The organism is Pseudomonas atacamensis, assembly GCF_017167965.1.
Taxonomy (GTDB): Bacteria; Pseudomonadota; Gammaproteobacteria; order Pseudomonadales; family Pseudomonadaceae; genus Aquipseudomonas; species Aquipseudomonas atacamensis.
The window spans coordinates 2,024,272-2,041,147 of sequence record NZ_CP070503.1; the positions used below are offsets into that span (position 1 = coordinate 2,024,272).

Below are 16,876 nucleotides of genomic sequence, written 5' to 3' on the forward strand. Positions count from 1 at the left end.
CGCCGGCCCGATGCCTGTTAAGCTCGGTTTCAGGAGCGTTCCTACGCACTTTTAATGAAGCCCTACTTCTTTAACGGCATCCGATCAGGTATTGATGACGCTCTCGAACCCATGCACAGCTCACGAGGCTGTGCATCGTCGTTTGCAGACACGAGCCTCCTGATCCCGGAACACGCTCTGCGAGTCCTTTATGAACACACGTCCGTTGTATTTCGATTACGCCGCCACCACCCCGGTGGACGAGCGGGTCATCCAGGTGATGATCGAATGTCTGGGTTTTCACGGTAACTTCGGTAACCCGGCGTCCAGCTCCCACGCGTTTGGCCGGCAGGCCCGGCAGACGGTCGAGCAGGCACGTCGGCAAGTCGCCGATCTGGTCGGCGCGCAGCCTGAGCAGATTGTCTGGACCTCCGGGGCCACCGAATCCAACAACCTCGCTCTCAAAGGCGTCTCCCAGGCCCGTGGCGTTTGCGGCGGGCACATCATTACCAGTCAGATCGAACACAAGGCCATTCTCGACACCGCGCGGCAATTGCAGGACTCGGGCATTGCCGTGACCTATCTGGTGCCGGACGCCCAAGGCTTGATCACGCCGCAAGCGGTCAGCGAAGCGATGCGTGACGACACTTTTCTGGTCTCGCTGATGCTGGTCAACAACGAGTTGGGCACGGTCAATGATGTCGAGGCGATTGGCGAAGTGGTGCGTAGTCGGCAGGCGTTGTTTCATGTGGATGCGGCGCAAGGCGCGGGCAAGGTCGCGATCGATCTGAGCCGCTGGCCGGTGGACCTGATGTCGTTTTCCGCACACAAACTCTACGGGCCCAAAGGCATCGGCGCTTTGTATGTCGGCCCGCAGGCGCAGCAACGCTTGCAGGCACAGATCCACGGCGGCGGTCATGAAGGTGGCCTGCGCTCCGGAACCCTGGCGACTCATCAGATTGCCGGGATGGGCGCTGCTTTCGCTTTGGCCGCCGACGCATTTGATGAAGAGAAAAAGTCCATCATCGCTTTGCGCGAACGCTTGCTCGAACAGCTTTTGAAGTTGCCCGGCGTGCGCCTCAATGGCAGTGCCTCGCAACGCATTCCGCACACCCTGAGCCTGACCTTCAGCGAGGGCGAGTTCAACAGCGCCGCATTGAGCCATTCGATCGCGTTTTCCGCGACGTCGGCGTGTAATTCCGCAAGTAATGCGCCGTCCCACGTGCTGCTCGCGCTCGGACACGATGCGCGGCTGGCGGGGCGCACCATTCGCTTGAGCCTCGGGCGGTTTACCACCGTTGAGGATGTCGACAAGGCCGTTGACCTGATCACCACCGCCTGTGCCAGTGCCCCGGCATTCTGGGCGGCAGGGCTCTAAACAGCAGACGCTTTCCATGGCCGCGAAGGCTACGAACAATAACGATGACGCGATTAGCAGGAGACATGATGAGTTCCCACACCTTGACCGAAGGATCGGTGCCTCAGCGCCTGGCGCATACCCGTGAACTGATGCGCCGCGAAGGCATCCATGCGCTGCTGGTGCCGTCCGCCGACCCGCATCTTTCGGAATACCTGCCGGGTTACTGGCAGGGCCGGCAATGGCTGTCGGGTTTCCACGGTTCGGTCGGTACGCTGATCGTCACTGCGGATTTCGCCGGTGTGTGGGCCGACAGTCGTTACTGGGAACAGGCGACGAAAGAGCTCAACGGCAGCGGCATCGAACTGGTCAAGCTGCAACCGGGGCAACCGAGCCCGCTGGACTGGCTGGCGGAGCAAACCCCCGAGGGCGGCGTGGTTGCGGTGGATGGCGCGGTAATGGCGGTGGCTTCGGCGCGCACGCTGAGCAGCAAACTTGAAGTACGCGGCGCTCGCCTGCGCACCGATATCGACCTGTTGCAGGAAGTCTGGCGTGATCGCCCGAGCCTGCCGAACGCGCCGATCTATCAGCATCTGCCGCCGCAAGCGACCGTCAGCCGTGGCGAGAAACTCGCGAAATTGCGCGAAACCTTGCAAGAACGTGGTGCCGACTGGCACTTCATCGCCACCTTGGATGACATCGCCTGGCTGTTCAACCTGCGTGGTGGTGATGTCTCGTTCAATCCGGTGTTTGTTTCGTTCGCCTTGATCAATCAGCAACAGGCCACGCTGTTTGTGGCGCTGAGCAAGGTCGATGCCGATCTGCGCGCGGTACTGGAGCAGGATGGCGTGACGCTGCGTGACTACAGCGAAGTGGCCGATGCGTTGCGTGCTGTGCCGAGCGGCGCGAGCCTGCTGGTCGATCCGGCGCGAGTGACCACGGGGTTGCTGGATAACCTGGACAGTGGCGTGAAACTGGTCGAGGGTCTCAACCCGACTACGTTGGCCAAATCGCAGAAAAGCGAAGCCGACGCTCAACACATCCGTAAAGCCATGGAGCAGGATGGCGCGGCGTTGTGCGAATTCTTTGCTTGGCTGGAGTCAGCGTGGGGGCGCGAGCGCATCACCGAACTGACCATCGACGAGAAACTTACCGCTGCCCGTGAACGTCGTCCCGATTACGTTTCGCTGAGCTTCAACACCATTGCCGCGTTCAACGCCAATGGCGCGATGCCGCACTATCACGCTACTGAAGAGGAGCATGCGGTAATCGAGGGTGATGGTCTGTTGCTCATCGACTCCGGTGGCCAGTACCTCGGCGGTACCACAGACATCACGCGCATGGTCCCGGTGGGTACGCCGACTCAGGAGCAGAAACAGGATTGCACGCGCGTGTTGAAGGGTGTGATTGCGCTGTCGCGGGCACGATTCCCGAAAGGCATTCTGTCGCCGCTGCTCGACGCCATCGCTCGTGCGCCGATCTGGGCTGACAACGTCGACTACGGTCACGGCACCGGTCATGGCGTGGGCTATTTCCTCAACGTTCACGAAGGTCCGCAAGTGATCGCTTATCAAGCGGCACCGGCACCGCAGACGGCGATGCAGCCGGGGATGATTACCTCGATCGAACCCGGCACTTATCGCCCGGGCCGCTGGGGCGTGCGCATCGAGAACCTGGCGATGAACCGCGAGGCCGGCAGCAGCGAATTCGGCGACTTCCTCAAGTTCGAAACCCTGACGCTGTGCCCGATCGATACCCGCTGCCTGATTGCTGACCTGCTGACCCACGAAGAAAAGCAGTGGCTCAATGCTTATCACAGCGAAGTACGCGAGCGTCTGAGTCCGTTGTTGGATGGCGCGGCGCTGAGCTGGCTGAACGAGCGCACTGTGGCCATTTGATCGATTTACCCAAGGCGCCGCTCGCGGTGCCTTGGGTCTCGGCTTCAATCCTGGCGCAATGCCTCTTCTACGAAGTCGAGTCGATCCTGACCGAAGAACAACTGATCGCCAATGAACATGCTGGGGGCACCGAAAACGCCGCGCTTGATGGCGGCTTCGGTGTTTTCCTTGAGTGCGGCTTTTACTGATTCATCGTTGGTCAGCGCCATTATCTCTTGGGGGGCGAAGCCGTTTTCAGTCAGCACGGCGGCAACGGTTTGCGGATCGTTGAGGTTACGGCCTTCTACCCAAAGCGCCTTGAACAGGCAATCGACGAACTCGGCGAAACGCTGCGGCTGGCGCATCTGCATGCCAGTGACGGCACGCATCAGCATCAGCGTGTTGATTGGAAAGTGCGGATTGAATCTGAGCTGTACGCCGTAGCGTTTGGCGAAGCGATCAAGGTCCTGAAACATGTAGCGGCCCTTGGCCGGAATCATTGCCGGCGAAGCGTTGCCGGTGGCTTTGAACACGCCACCCAACAGCATCGGGATGTAGATCAGTTCGCTCTGGGTATCGGCGCAGATTTTCGCTAGCTGGGTGTGCGCCAGATAGGTGGTGGGGCTGCCGAGGTCGAAATAGAATTCCACGGTTTTCGTCATGATCAAATCGCTCTCTTATTGTTGTAATGAGGGGGGAGGGCTTACCAGCGTTCGTTCCATGGGCGCAGGTCCAGCTCGAAGGTCCAGGCATCCCGTGGCTGACTGTGCAGATACCAATAGTTTTCAGCGATGTGCCCTGGATCGAGAATGCCGTCCTGATCCTTGGTCGCGTATTTCTCGGGAAAGCTGTCGCGGATGAAGTCGGTATCGATCGCACCATCAACTACGACGTGGGCGACATGAATGTTCATCGGCCCCAACTCTCTCGCCATGCTTTGCGCCAGTGCGCGGATGCCGTGTTTGGCTCCGGCGAAAGCGGCAAATCCAGAAGCACCGCGCAGCCCGGCCGTGGCACCAGTGAACAGAATCGTGCCGCGCTGCCGAGTGACCATGCGCTTGGCCACTTCACGGGCATTGAGAAAACCGGAGAAGCAGGCCATCTCCCAGATCTTGAAATATTTGCGCGCGGTTTCTTCGAGAATGCTGCAGGGCACGTTGGCGCCGATGTTGAAGACAAAGGCCTCGATCGGGCCGACGCGGGTTTCGATATCTTCGATCAAGGCGATGACGTCATCTTCCTTGCGCGCATCGCAGGCAAAACCATGGGCCTCACCGCCCTCAGCGATGATTGCGTCAACCAGAGGCTGCAATTTGTCGGCGCTGCGCCGGGTCACGCAGGCTATAAACCCCTCACTGGCAAAGCGCTTGGCAATGGCCCCGCCCGTGGCATCACCGGCCCCGACAACCAACACGACCTTCTTGTTATTCATGGGTGAATCCCTTTGGGTTAACGATCGTTTAGTTAACGGACGTTATGCTAGGATTCGGGCAGCGTCAAGGCGATCTACTTCAGGAGATGACATGCGTTATTCGGCCGGACACAAATCGGAAACCCGCGAACGATTGCTGCAAAGCAGCGCGCTGTCGGCAAAGAAATCGGGGTTTTCCACGGTGGGCGTGGATGGCCTGATGAAAGCCATCGGTTTGAGTGGCGCCGCGTTCTACAGCCACTTTTCATCCAAGGATGCGTTGTTCGCTGCCATCGTCGAGCGAGAGTTGAGTGAAAGTCTTGAGCGCCTTGGTGGCCAGGGCGGTGCAGATCGGCAGCGGCTGGAGCGTTGTCTGAAGCAGTACCTGAGCATGGCCCACGTCGAGCAACCCGAGGCCGGTTGCGCGCTGCCGACATTGGGCGCGGAGATTGCCCGTGCCGATGTACTGGTGCGTGAGCAGGCTGAAGACTGGATCTGCCGTCTTCAGCGGGGCTGGGCCGAGATACTGGAAAGCGAAAGTCTGGCCTGGTCGGTGCTGTCGCAATGCGTGGGCGCATTGGTGGTCGCACGGATGATGGCAACACCGGACGTGCAGCGTACGGTGTTGCGCTCGAGTCACGAGGAAATTACACGTCAGCTCGCTTTGCCGCGAGTCGAGTAGTTATTTGCAGATGACGATCATGCTGCGGCTGGTATAACCGGCGGGGTTCAAGCCGAACGGATAATCGCCAGGTTCTTCGACGGCGTCCCCGGATTTGGCGATCACCTTGTAGCCCTTGGGCGCGCAGGAATTGGCGGCGCTGGTGTAGCACTTGTCCCATGAGGAGGAAAGTCCGGAACAGTTGATGTGCAGCCCCTTCTTGCCGCGTTTGACCTGGGTTTCCGAGGTCGCTGCGCAACTCGCGATCGCCAGCAGGGCGATCAGTAGCAAAATTCGTTTCATTACCATCCTTAATAGCGGCCACGAGTCTGGTGCTCGGGTCTGCCTGTATTCGCTCGCGTTTGCAGCGTTGTGCCGTCCTTTGCGAAAAAATCCATGCATGGCGATGGGTTACGAAGCTAAACATGGCCTAAATGAGCGCCAATTACCAGACCCCACTTTCTATTACGCTTCAGTCGGCCGCGACAGCAGGCTTTGCTCCGCTGCCCATGGTCATGGTTGCGCCCACTGACGCCAGAATAATGCACAGGATGGCCAGCCATTGTGACAATGAAAGGTATTCCTGGAGAAAAAGCAGACCTGATAGTGCTCCGAAGGCCGGTTCGATACTCATGAGCGTGCCGAAGGTGCGCGCGGGCATACGCGTCAGGGCGACCATCTCCAGGGTATAGGGAAGGGCGGTGGACAGAATGGCGACGCCGATAGCGATCGGAATCAGCGATGGTGTAAGCAGCGCAGCGCCGGCATGAACAATGCCGATCGGCGCCACGAACAGCGCGGCGATCATCACGCCGAGGGCTGCCGTCGTCACCCCGTTGTCGGCGCCGGCCTTTTGCCCGAACAGAATGTACAGCGCCCAGCACACTCCGGCGCCCAGCGCATAACCCGCTCCGACCAGATCAATGCCGGCAGTGGTTGCCCCGGTAGGTATCAATAGAAGCAAGCCGGCCGCAGCAAGCGCAATCCATACAAAATCGATGGGGCGGCGAGAGGCATATATAGCTACAGCCAGAGGGCCGGTGAATTCCAGCGCAACGGCGATGCCCAGCGGCACTGTGCGCAGCGACATATAAAAGAGGAAGTTCATTCCACCCAATGCCATTCCGTAGACGATGACGGTACGAAGAGACTTGGCGGTCAGCTTTGCACGCCATGGGCGCAGTATCAGCACCATGATCACGCTGGCAAAGATCAAGCGAAGAGTGGTTGTTCCTTGTGCGCCGATAATGGGGAACATGCTTTTGGCCAGAGAAGCGCCCGACTGGATGGACGCCATGGCTATCATGAGCAGGCAAACCGGAAACAATGTGGAAGCAAGGGAGCGAGGTTGATCATTCATTGCGCGGCAGCATCCAAGGCAAAAACACAGTATTGTTGTGGTAGTGGGCAATATACTGCGCATTGGATGAGGGCGCGTCTATATATAGAAAGCGTTTTTGCTGATTTGAAAGAAAAGCGAAATTAACGGTTGACGGCAGATTCCAGAGGTCTATAATTCGCCCCACTTCCGGCGCAGTCGAAACGGAAAACTCCTTGAGATTCAAAGAGTTACGCAGTTTTCGACAGCGGCTTGCTTCAGATCATCGAAGCCTGGAAGGAGTTGAGAGAGTGGTGATGTTTGGCTCTTTTAACGGTTCGATCTTCTCGGTCGAAAGCGGAGAAAAAGAGGTGTTGACAGCAGCGATTAACGCTGTAGAATTCGCCTCCCGCTAACGAGAGATCGGAAGCGCAAGTGGTTGAAGTTGTTGAAGAATTCTTCGAAAGCTTCTGAAAATAATCACTTGACAGCAAATGAGGCTGCTGTATAATGCGCGCCTCGGTTGAGACGAAAGATCTTAACCAACCGCTCTTTAACAACTGAATCAAGCAATTCGTGTGGGTGCTTGTGCAGTCAGACTGATAGTCAACAAGATTATCAGCATCACAAGTTACTCCGCGAGAAATCAAAGATGTAACCAACGATTGCTGAGCCAAGTTTAGGGTTTCTTAAAAAACCAAAGATGTTTGAACTGAAGAGTTTGATCATGGCTCAGATTGAACGCTGGCGGCAGGCCTAACACATGCAAGTCGAGCGGATGAAGGGAGCTTGCTCCTGGATTCAGCGGCGGACGGGTGAGTAATGCCTAGGAATCTGCCTGGTAGTGGGGGACAACGTTTCGAAAGGAACGCTAATACCGCATACGTCCTACGGGAGAAAGCAGGGGACCTTCGGGCCTTGCGCTATCAGATGAGCCTAGGTCGGATTAGCTAGTTGGTGAGGTAATGGCTCACCAAGGCGACGATCCGTAACTGGTCTGAGAGGATGATCAGTCACACTGGAACTGAGACACGGTCCAGACTCCTACGGGAGGCAGCAGTGGGGAATATTGGACAATGGGCGAAAGCCTGATCCAGCCATGCCGCGTGTGTGAAGAAGGTCTTCGGATTGTAAAGCACTTTAAGTTGGGAGGAAGGGTTGTAGATTAATACTCTGCAATTTTGACGTTACCGACAGAATAAGCACCGGCTAACTCTGTGCCAGCAGCCGCGGTAATACAGAGGGTGCAAGCGTTAATCGGAATTACTGGGCGTAAAGCGCGCGTAGGTGGTTTGTTAAGTTGGATGTGAAATCCCCGGGCTCAACCTGGGAACTGCATCCAAAACTGGCAAGCTAGAGTATGGTAGAGGGTGGTGGAATTTCCTGTGTAGCGGTGAAATGCGTAGATATAGGAAGGAACACCAGTGGCGAAGGCGACCACCTGGACTGATACTGACACTGAGGTGCGAAAGCGTGGGGAGCAAACAGGATTAGATACCCTGGTAGTCCACGCCGTAAACGATGTCAACTAGCCGTTGGGAGCCTTGAGCTCTTAGTGGCGCAGCTAACGCATTAAGTTGACCGCCTGGGGAGTACGGCCGCAAGGTTAAAACTCAAATGAATTGACGGGGGCCCGCACAAGCGGTGGAGCATGTGGTTTAATTCGAAGCAACGCGAAGAACCTTACCAGGCCTTGACATCCAATGAACTTTCCAGAGATGGATTGGTGCCTTCGGGAACATTGAGACAGGTGCTGCATGGCTGTCGTCAGCTCGTGTCGTGAGATGTTGGGTTAAGTCCCGTAACGAGCGCAACCCTTGTCCTTAGTTACCAGCACGTAATGGTGGGCACTCTAAGGAGACTGCCGGTGACAAACCGGAGGAAGGTGGGGATGACGTCAAGTCATCATGGCCCTTACGGCCTGGGCTACACACGTGCTACAATGGTCGGTACAAAGGGTTGCCAAGCCGCGAGGTGGAGCTAATCCCATAAAACCGATCGTAGTCCGGATCGCAGTCTGCAACTCGACTGCGTGAAGTCGGAATCGCTAGTAATCGCGAATCAGAATGTCGCGGTGAATACGTTCCCGGGCCTTGTACACACCGCCCGTCACACCATGGGAGTGGGTTGCACCAGAAGTAGCTAGTCTAACCTTCGGGAGGACGGTTACCACGGTGTGATTCATGACTGGGGTGAAGTCGTAACAAGGTAGCCGTAGGGGAACCTGCGGCTGGATCACCTCCTTAATCGACGACATCAGCTGCTGCATGAGCTCCCACACGAATTGCTTGATTCATTGAAGAAGACGATAGAAGCAGCCCGAAATTGGGTCTGTAGCTCAGTTGGTTAGAGCGCACCCCTGATAAGGGTGAGGTCGGCAGTTCGAATCTGCCCAGACCCACCAATTTTGTGTGGGAAACGCCTGTAGAAATACGGGGCCATAGCTCAGCTGGGAGAGCGCCTGCCTTGCACGCAGGAGGTCAGCGGTTCGATCCCGCTTGGCTCCACCACTACTGCTTCTGAAGTTTGAAAGCTTAGAAATGAGCATTCCACCGGTTGGTGATGAATGTTGATTTCTAGTCTTTGACTAGATCGTTCTTTAAAAATTTGGGTATGTGATAGAAAGATAGACTGAACGTTACTTTCACTGGTAACGGATCAGGCTAAGGTAAAATTTGTGAGTTCTCTTAGTTGAGAAATTCGAATTTTCGGCGAATGTCGTCTTCACAGTATAACCAGATTGCTTGGGGTTATATGGTCAAGTGAAGAAGCGCATACGGTGGATGCCTTGGCAGTCAGAGGCGATGAAAGACGTGGTAGCCTGCGAAAAGCTTCGGGGAGTCGGCAAACAGACTTTGATCCGGAGATGTCTGAATGGGGGAACCCAGCCATCATAAGATGGTTATCTTGTACTGAATACATAGGTGCAAGAGGCGAACCAGGGGAACTGAAACATCTAAGTACCCTGAGGAAAAGAAATCAACCGAGATTCCCTTAGTAGTGGCGAGCGAACGGGGACTAGCCCTTAAGTGGCTTTGAGATTAGCGGAACGCTCTGGAAAGTGCGGCCATAGTGGGTGATAGCCCTGTACGCGAAAATCTCTTAGTCATGAAATCGAGTAGGACGGAGCACGAGAAACTTTGTCTGAATATGGGGGGACCATCCTCCAAGGCTAAATACTACTGACTGACCGATAGTGAACTAGTACCGTGAGGGAAAGGCGAAAAGAACCCCGGAGAGGGGAGTGAAATAGATCCTGAAACCGTATGCGTACAAGCAGTGGGAGCAGACTTTGTTCTGTGACTGCGTACCTTTTGTATAATGGGTCAGCGACTTATTTTCAGTGGCGAGCTTAACCGAATAGGGGAGGCGTAGCGAAAGCGAGTCTTAATAGGGCGTCTAGTCGCTGGGAATAGACCCGAAACCGGGCGATCTATCCATGGGCAGGTTGAAGGTTAGGTAACACTGACTGGAGGACCGAACCGACTACCGTTGAAAAGTTAGCGGATGACCTGTGGATCGGAGTGAAAGGCTAATCAAGCTCGGAGATAGCTGGTTCTCCTCGAAAGCTATTTAGGTAGCGCCTCATGTATCACTGTAGGGGGTAGAGCACTGTTTCGGCTAGGGGGTCATCCCGACTTACCAAACCGATGCAAACTCCGAATACCTACAAGTGCCGAGCATGGGAGACACACGGCGGGTGCTAACGTCCGTCGTGAAAAGGGAAACAACCCAGACCGTCAGCTAAGGTCCCAAAGTTATGGTTAAGTGGGAAACGATGTGGGAAGGCTTAGACAGCTAGGAGGTTGGCTTAGAAGCAGCCACCCTTTAAAGAAAGCGTAATAGCTCACTAGTCGAGTCGGCCTGCGCGGAAGATGTAACGGGGCTCAAACCATACACCGAAGCTACGGGTATCATCTTCGGATGATGCGGTAGAGGAGCGTTCTGTAAGCCTGTGAAGGTGAGTTGAGAAGCTTGCTGGAGGTATCAGAAGTGCGAATGCTGACATGAGTAACGACAATGGGTGTGAAAAACACCCACGCCGAAAGACCAAGGTTTCCTGCGCAACGTTAATCGACGCAGGGTTAGTCGGTCCCTAAGGCGAGGCTGAAAAGCGTAGTCGATGGAAAACAGGTTAATATTCCTGTACTTCTGGTTATTGCGATGGAGGGACGGAGAAGGCTAGGCCAGCTTGGCGTTGGTTGTCCAAGTTTAAGGTGGTAGGCTGAGATCTTAGGTAAATCCGGGATCTTAAGGCCGAGAGCTGATGACGAGTTACCCTTTGGGTGACGAAGTGGTTGATGCCATGCTTCCAAGAAAAGCTTCTAAGCTTCAGGTAACCAGGAACCGTACCCCAAACCGACACAGGTGGTTGGGTAGAGAATACCAAGGCGCTTGAGAGAACTCGGGTGAAGGAACTAGGCAAAATGGCACCGTAACTTCGGGAGAAGGTGCGCCGGTGAGGGTGAAGGACTTGCTCCGTAAGCTCATGCCGGTCGAAGATACCAGGCCGCTGCGACTGTTTATTAAAAACACAGCACTCTGCAAACACGAAAGTGGACGTATAGGGTGTGACGCCTGCCCGGTGCCGGAAGGTTAATTGATGGGGTTAGCTAACGCGAAGCTCTTGATCGAAGCCCCGGTAAACGGCGGCCGTAACTATAACGGTCCTAAGGTAGCGAAATTCCTTGTCGGGTAAGTTCCGACCTGCACGAATGGCGTAACGATGGCGGCGCTGTCTCCACCCGAGACTCAGTGAAATTGAAATCGCTGTGAAGATGCAGTGTATCCGCGGCTAGACGGAAAGACCCCGTGAACCTTTACTATAGCTTTGCACTGGACTTTGAATTTGCTTGTGTAGGATAGGTGGGAGGCTTTGAAGCGTGGACGCCAGTTCGCGTGGAGCCATCCTTGAAATACCACCCTGGCAACTTTGAGGTTCTAACTCAGGTCCGTTATCCGGATCGAGGACAGTGTATGGTGGGTAGTTTGACTGGGGCGGTCTCCTCCTAAAGAGTAACGGAGGAGTACGAAGGTGCGCTCAGACCGGTCGGAAATCGGTCGTAGAGTATAAAGGCAAAAGCGCGCTTGACTGCGAGACAGACACGTCGAGCAGGTACGAAAGTAGGTCTTAGTGATCCGGTGGTTCTGTATGGAAGGGCCATCGCTCAACGGATAAAAGGTACTCCGGGGATAACAGGCTGATACCGCCCAAGAGTTCATATCGACGGCGGTGTTTGGCACCTCGATGTCGGCTCATCACATCCTGGGGCTGAAGCCGGTCCCAAGGGTATGGCTGTTCGCCATTTAAAGTGGTACGCGAGCTGGGTTTAGAACGTCGTGAGACAGTTCGGTCCCTATCTGCCGTGGACGTTTGAGATTTGAGAGGGGCTGCTCCTAGTACGAGAGGACCGGAGTGGACGAACCTCTGGTGTTCCGGTTGTCACGCCAGTGGCATTGCCGGGTAGCTATGTTCGGGAAAGATAACCGCTGAAAGCATCTAAGCGGGAAACTTGCCTCAAGATGAGATCTCACTGGAACCTTGAGTTCCCTGAAGGGCCGTCGAAGACTACGACGTTGATAGGTTGGGTGTGTAAGCGCTGTGAGGCGTTGAGCTAACCAATACTAATTGCCCGTGAGGCTTGACCATATAACACCCAAGCAATTTGCTGACCTGAAAAGGCGCCAGATTGCGGTGTGTGAAGACGAAACGAACCGAAAGTTCGAAACGCACAAACACCGAAAGCTGTCACATACCCAATTTGCTGAAGCGAGGCCATCTGGTCACGAGTCAGTACCCGAATTTCTTGACGACCATAGAGCGTTGGAACCACCTGATCCCATCCCGAACTCAGCAGTGAAACGATGCATCGCCGATGGTAGTGTGGGGTTTCCCCATGTGAGAGTAGGTCATCGTCAAGATTAAATTCCGAAACCCCAATTGCGAAAGCAGTTGGGGTTTTGTTTTGCCTGCGAGAAAGTTCTTACAGCCTGCCACCGGGGAAATTCATCCTGAAGTGGATGGCGAGTTTTGGTATGGTGCAGCTCGTTTTTTAACGGACTGATGTCATGCCCATGGATCGGCATTCATTTATGTCAAAGAGTTGCTGTAGAAATGCCTGAACCAATCCCGATCAAGGATCATGAAAAAGAGACGCGGCTGGTCAACAAACGATTGATCGCCTGCGCTCTGTTTGTCTTCGCCATCAGCTGCGCTCTGGTGGTGCGCCTGTACATCCTCCAGGTCGTGGAATTCGACTACCACTCGACCATCTCCGAAAACAATCGCGTTCATGTCCTCCCGATACCGCCAACGCGTGGATTGATCTACGACCGCAACGGTGTGTTGCTCGCCGACAATCGCCCCAGCTACAACCTGACCATCACCCGTGAGCGTGCCACCGACGTCAATCAAGAATTGGACGAAGTCATCAACTTGCTGCACTTGCCTGCTGAAGACCGCACGGTATTCGACAAGGCGATGAAGCAATCCCGGCATCCGTTCACACCGGTCACCCTGTTTTATGAGCTGACGGAAGAGCAGATTGCCATCCTGGCGGTTAACGAGTTTCGCTTACCGGGACTTGATGTCGAACCGCAGTTTGTCCGGCACTATCCCCTAGGCGCACATTTCGCCCATTCGATCGGTTATGTCGGTCGGATCAATGAAAAGGAAGCTAAAACCCTCGACTCCGTGGAATACCGAGGTACGCAATCCATTGGTAAAACCGGTATCGAGCGTTTTTATGAGACGCAGTTGCACGGCCATGTCGGTTACGAAGAAGTCGAGACCAATGCTCAAGGCCGTGTGTTGCGGGTACTCAAGCACACCGATCCGGTGCCAGGTAAAAATATCGTCCTCAGCCTCGACGTGAAGCTGCAGGAGGCCGCTGAAGCTGCTTTGGGCGACCGTCGTGGTTCGGTGGTAGCGCTCGATCCGTCCACTGGAGAAGTGCTGGCGATGGTCAGCAATCCGAGTTTCGATCCGAATCTGTTCGTCACCGGGATCAGTTCGAAGGAATATTCAGCGTTGCGCGATTCCATCGACCGTCCGCTGTTTAACCGCGTACTGCGCGGCCTGTACGCTCCAGGCTCGACGATCAAGCCGGAAGTCGCCATTGCTGGTCTGGACGCGGGCGTCGTGACCCCACAGACCCGCGTATACGATCCCGGCTACTACCAATTGCCGGATTTCGATCACAAGTATCGCAACTGGAACCACAGCGGTGATGGTTGGGTGGACATGGACGCGGCGATCATGCGCTCGAACGACACCTACTTCTATGATCTGGCGCACAAGCTTGGCATTGATCGTCTGCACGACTACATGGCGATGTTCGGCCTTGGAGAAAAAGTCTCGCTGGACATGTTTGAAGAATCGCCAGGTCTGATGCCGTCGCAAGCGTGGAAACGCGCTACACGGCGACAGGCGTGGTATCCCGGCGAGACGGTTATTCTCGGCATCGGCCAGGGCTACATGCAGGTCACACCGCTGCAATTGGCCCAAGCCACTGCACTGATTGCCAACAAAGGGATATGGAATCGACCGCATCTGGCCAAGTCGGTCGACGGCGTTGCGCCGGTTGACGAGCACCCGATGCCGAACATTCTGCTTAAAGATCCGCGCGATTGGGAGCAGGTCAATCACGGAATGCAGATGGTCATGCACGATGCTCGAGGCATCGCCCGAGCGGCGGCTGCGGGGGCGCAATACCGCATCGCTGGCAAGAGTGGTACGGCGCAAGTGGTTGCGATCAAGCAGGGTGAGCGCTACAACCGTGAGAAAACCCTCGAGCGCCACCGTGACAACGCCCTGTTTGTAGGATTCGCACCGGCCGAACATCCGAAGATCGCCATCTCGGTAATGATCGAGAACGGCGAGGCGGGTGGTCGTGTTGCCGGTCCCGTTGTGCGGCAGATCATGGACGCCTGGTTACTCGATAAGGAAGGCCACCTCAAGCCGCAATACGCAGCGCCGAGCAAAGCGCCGGGCGATCCTCACGTCTGAGGCGTAACGGTTCACAGCACAGGCTCCCTAAGCGGAGCCTGTGATTACGCACCGGGTACTGGGCAACTCATATCACCTTCCTCACAGTTCAAATGTTGCTTGAAGGCTTCTACCCGAGCCTTGGTGACGGCTGTGAGACAGCCACTGTAAACCAATGGATAAACACTCCCGCCCGCCACCCCAGAAGCCGAAAACTTGCACTCGGCATCCCGGAAGCTGACCCACGCCCGCTGCGCGTTGACCAACAGCTTCTTTCCGTCCGGGTTGTCCTTGAGACGCCCGGTGATCTGCTGGTAGATCGTATTCAATTCCTTGTCCGCCGCTTTGAACGCTTGCCCCGCGCATTGATTCATCGTCGCCTGATCGCTGGCGTTGGCGCAATCAACGGCGGCATGGGCGAAAGGGGCAAACAAAAAAGGCACAGAGGCCAGAAGCAAACGTACTGACATAAGGTTCTCGCTATCTCGAGTGGAAAGAGTGTATCGATTGTTATGTACGTAGCCGGGAGGCCTCAAGCAAGCGATCCGCAGTGGCGGTGATTTCCTCGCCTTCATGCAACTGCTCCAGCCAGTGCTCGGGGATCGCCCGAGCGCTGTAGTAAGCACCTGCCAACTGACCCGCGATAGCAGCCGTTGTATCCGCATCATCACCGAGATTGGCTGCTTTCAACACCGCTTCGGCGAATGTCTGCGTATGGTGAAAGCACCACAAAGCGGCTTCCAGCGATTGGACGCTATAGCCACTGCCTTTTATTTCAGTTTCCGCTTTGTGAAGGTACTCACCCTGAGCAATCGCAACCACCTTGGGCTGGGAAAGCTTAAGCAGTGGCGCCCGGCGAAGCTGTGTTTTCTCCGCACCCTCAAGCGCTCGTGCAATCAGATCAGCCAGCAATTGGCAGCACTCGATTGCCTCCGGCGCCGCATGGGTTGTGCGCGAACTGTCGGCAGCGTGGATCTGGATCTGTCGAGCGTCCGGAAAATAAAACAGCACGACTGGTGCCAACCGCATCAGCGACCCGTTACCAGCTGTCAACGGATCAGTCGACCCTGCGAAAGGCTCCCCGGTTCGCTGATACTGTTCCAGCGCCTGGCTGACGGTCATGCCGATGTCGAAGCATTCGCCGGTGGAGCTCAGGTATCCCCATTTCCACCAATTGAGATAGCGGCCCATCTGATCAGCCGCGTCGAAACCGTTTTTGCGCAGCAGGCTCTCGGCCAGGCACAGTGCCATTGAAGTGTCATCGGTCCATTGCCCTGGCTTGAGCTGGAACGGGCCACCGCCGACCATGTCGCTCAGCGGCTGGAATGATCCTCGCGGCTGGAACTCAACTGTTGTGCCGACCGCATCGCCGCAAGCCAGGCCGAGGAGGGCGCCGCGATACCGATCGGCAAGAGAGGGCTGCATGATTCGTCCTTGTTTCTGCGGATTCGCTGGAAAGATAACAGGTCATGCGGCGCCGATCACAGAGCGCAAACTACCGCAGAATGTGTCCGCTCGAATCGGTGTCTGCAGCGCTTCGATACAACTTCGCATTGGACATGTGGTCATACAAGCCTAGTGTTCAGAACAGGAGGTGACGTATGAAACCAGTACCTAACAGTTTCGAACGCAAGATCACGCTCAAGGCGTCGCGTTCCCACGTCTGGCGTGCATTGGTCGATGCAGAGGCGTTTGGCCAGTGGTTTGGCGTGGCGCTCGAGGGCCGGCGTTTCATTGCCGGCGAGTGGACGCAGGGTCAGGTCACGTACCCCGGTTATGAACACGTATTGTGGAATGTGCTGATCGAGCGGGTCGAGCCGCAGCAGTTGTTTTCTTTTCGCTGGCACCCGTATGCAGTCAACCCGAAGATCGACTATTCACAAGAGCCGACCACGCTGGTCAAGTTCGAATTGCAGGACTTCGAAGACGGCACTCTACTCAAGGTCTCGGAATCCGGCTTCGCGCACATCCCTGATATCCGTCAGAAAGAGGCGTATTACATGGACAGTCGCGGCTGGGAGGAGCAGTTGAGCAGGCTTGAACAGTTTCTCGCCGAAAGCGCCAGGGCTCGTGAAAGCGGCGGTGCCTGACGGACCTAAGGGTTTTCGGAAGTGTTTGTATGGCGAATGTCTTACACGTGCTGGTAGCTTTTACGACTATTGCTGATTGGATCCACTGGGTAATCTACACACATCAACTGAGACACAGGGAGTGTTTCAGGATCATGGACGATCGACCATAGCAAGGATCGCTGCCGACAGGGAGTCGATAATGGTCTTGGGAAAA

The 16,876-nt window shown here is 55.8% G+C and carries 11 protein-coding genes, 2 tRNA genes and 3 rRNA genes; 10 read left to right on the plus strand and 6 right to left on the minus strand.

What is annotated here, in order from left to right; all coding sequences use genetic code 11:
* Nucleotides 1-190: 190 nt before the first annotated feature.
* Nucleotides 191-1,357 (plus strand): aminotransferase class V-fold PLP-dependent enzyme, encoded by a 1,167-nt coding sequence (locus JWU58_RS09275; protein WP_206421809.1) that lies wholly within the window; start codon nucleotides 191-193, stop codon nucleotides 1,355-1,357.
* A 68-nt stretch (nucleotides 1,358-1,425) separates the two neighbouring features.
* Nucleotides 1,426-3,234 carry an aminopeptidase P family protein gene (locus tag JWU58_RS09280; RefSeq protein ID WP_206421810.1) on the plus strand — a complete coding sequence of 603 codons (1,809 nt, stop codon included), beginning with the start codon at nucleotides 1,426-1,428 and terminating at the stop codon, nucleotides 3,232-3,234.
* Nucleotides 3,235-3,278: 44 nt separating this feature from the next.
* Here JWU58_RS09280 and JWU58_RS09285 read toward each other — a convergent pair whose 3' ends face one another.
* Together JWU58_RS09285 and JWU58_RS09290 are read right to left on the minus strand one after the other, a co-directional pair.
* Nucleotides 3,279-3,875: a 2-hydroxychromene-2-carboxylate isomerase gene (locus JWU58_RS09285; RefSeq protein ID WP_206421811.1), complete on the minus strand. Its 597-nt coding sequence runs from the start codon at nucleotides 3,873-3,875 to the stop codon at nucleotides 3,279-3,281.
* Between the two features lie 41 nt (nucleotides 3,876-3,916).
* Nucleotides 3,917-4,645, minus strand: a complete 729-nt coding sequence (locus tag JWU58_RS09290) for an SDR family oxidoreductase (protein WP_024013656.1) — start codon at nucleotides 4,643-4,645, stop codon at nucleotides 3,917-3,919.
* Nucleotides 4,646-4,736: 91 nt separating this feature from the next.
* On the opposite strand from JWU58_RS09290, the gene JWU58_RS09295 reads away from it, so the two are divergent.
* Entirely contained in the window at nucleotides 4,737-5,306 is a 570-nt protein-coding gene (locus JWU58_RS09295) for a TetR/AcrR family transcriptional regulator (protein ID WP_206421812.1), read from the plus strand.
* On the opposite strand, the gene JWU58_RS09300 is transcribed toward JWU58_RS09295, so the two are convergent.
* Together JWU58_RS09300 and rhtA are read right to left on the minus strand one after the other, a co-directional pair.
* A complete protein-coding gene (locus tag JWU58_RS09300; RefSeq protein WP_039759777.1) occupies nucleotides 5,307-5,588 on the minus strand; it encodes a hypothetical protein in 282 nt (93 codons plus the stop codon).
* Between the two features lie 169 nt (nucleotides 5,589-5,757).
* Nucleotides 5,758-6,645, minus strand: coding sequence for a threonine/homoserine exporter RhtA (gene rhtA / locus JWU58_RS09305; protein WP_206421813.1), 888 nt, complete (start codon nucleotides 6,643-6,645; stop codon nucleotides 5,758-5,760).
* A gap of 667 nt (nucleotides 6,646-7,312) precedes the next feature.
* Here rhtA and JWU58_RS09310 point away from each other — a divergent pair.
* The 6 genes from JWU58_RS09310 (at nucleotide 7,313) to mrdA (ending at nucleotide 14,611) form a co-directional block, all read left to right on the plus strand.
* Nucleotides 7,313-8,849, plus strand: a 16S ribosomal RNA gene (locus JWU58_RS09310).
* Between the two features lie 81 nt (nucleotides 8,850-8,930).
* Nucleotides 8,931-9,007 (plus strand) — tRNA-Ile (locus JWU58_RS09315).
* Between the two features lie 30 nt (nucleotides 9,008-9,037).
* Nucleotides 9,038-9,113 (plus strand) — tRNA-Ala (locus tag JWU58_RS09320).
* Nucleotides 9,114-9,359: 246 nt separating this feature from the next.
* Nucleotides 9,360-12,253, plus strand: a 23S ribosomal RNA gene (locus JWU58_RS09325).
* A 156-nt stretch (nucleotides 12,254-12,409) separates the two neighbouring features.
* Nucleotides 12,410-12,525 (plus strand): 5S ribosomal RNA (gene rrf / locus JWU58_RS09330).
* Together the 16S, 23S and 5S rRNA genes with 2 tRNA genes alongside form the textbook arrangement of a ribosomal RNA operon.
* Nucleotides 12,526-12,718: 193 nt before the next feature.
* The gene (mrdA, locus tag JWU58_RS09335) at nucleotides 12,719-14,611 is read left to right on the plus strand and encodes a penicillin-binding protein 2 (protein WP_206421814.1); all 1,893 of its coding nucleotides are present in this window, start codon (nucleotides 12,719-12,721) and stop codon (nucleotides 14,609-14,611) included.
* 44 nt (nucleotides 14,612-14,655) lie between these two features.
* Here mrdA and JWU58_RS09340 read toward each other — a convergent pair whose 3' ends face one another.
* Both JWU58_RS09340 and JWU58_RS09345 read right to left on the minus strand, forming a co-directional pair.
* Nucleotides 14,656-15,060: a lysozyme inhibitor LprI family protein gene (locus tag JWU58_RS09340; RefSeq protein ID WP_123441976.1), complete on the minus strand. Its 405-nt coding sequence runs from the start codon at nucleotides 15,058-15,060 to the stop codon at nucleotides 14,656-14,658.
* Nucleotides 15,061-15,100: 40 nt separating this feature from the next.
* Complete coding sequence (locus JWU58_RS09345; protein WP_123441977.1) at nucleotides 15,101-16,015, minus strand: ADP-ribosylglycohydrolase family protein; 915 nt, start codon at nucleotides 16,013-16,015, stop codon at nucleotides 15,101-15,103.
* 176 nt (nucleotides 16,016-16,191) lie between these two features.
* Between JWU58_RS09345 and JWU58_RS09350 the strand changes: the two genes are divergently transcribed.
* Complete coding sequence (locus JWU58_RS09350) at nucleotides 16,192-16,680, plus strand: SRPBCC family protein (RefSeq protein ID WP_016775506.1); 489 nt, start codon at nucleotides 16,192-16,194, stop codon at nucleotides 16,678-16,680.
* The last annotated feature ends 196 nt before the right edge of the window (nucleotides 16,681-16,876 follow it).

Bases quoted from the DNA above. Each gene is read 5' to 3' on its own strand.
- rhtA (WP_206421813.1), bottom strand. From the start codon at position 6,645: ATGAATGATCAACCTCGCTCCCTTGCTTCCACATTGTTTCCGGTTTGC.
- JWU58_RS09345 (WP_123441977.1), bottom strand. From the start codon at position 16,015: ATGCAGCCCTCTCTTGCCGATCGGTATCGCGGCGCCCTCCTCGGCCTG.
- JWU58_RS09295 (WP_206421812.1), top strand. From the start codon at position 4,737: ATGCGTTATTCGGCCGGACACAAATCGGAAACCCGCGAACGATTGCTG.
- JWU58_RS09280 (WP_206421810.1), top strand. From the start codon at position 1,426: ATGAGTTCCCACACCTTGACCGAAGGATCGGTGCCTCAGCGCCTGGCG.
- JWU58_RS09285 (WP_206421811.1), bottom strand. From the start codon at position 3,875: ATGACGAAAACCGTGGAATTCTATTTCGACCTCGGCAGCCCCACCACC.
- JWU58_RS09290 (WP_024013656.1), bottom strand. From the start codon at position 4,645: ATGAATAACAAGAAGGTCGTGTTGGTTGTCGGGGCCGGTGATGCCACG.
- JWU58_RS09275 (WP_206421809.1), top strand. From the start codon at position 191: ATGAACACACGTCCGTTGTATTTCGATTACGCCGCCACCACCCCGGTG.
- JWU58_RS09350 (WP_016775506.1), top strand. From the start codon at position 16,192: ATGAAACCAGTACCTAACAGTTTCGAACGCAAGATCACGCTCAAGGCG.
- mrdA (WP_206421814.1), top strand. From the start codon at position 12,719: ATGCCTGAACCAATCCCGATCAAGGATCATGAAAAAGAGACGCGGCTG.
- JWU58_RS09300 (WP_039759777.1), bottom strand. From the start codon at position 5,588: ATGAAACGAATTTTGCTACTGATCGCCCTGCTGGCGATCGCGAGTTGC.
- JWU58_RS09340 (WP_123441976.1), bottom strand. From the start codon at position 15,060: ATGTCAGTACGTTTGCTTCTGGCCTCTGTGCCTTTTTTGTTTGCCCCT.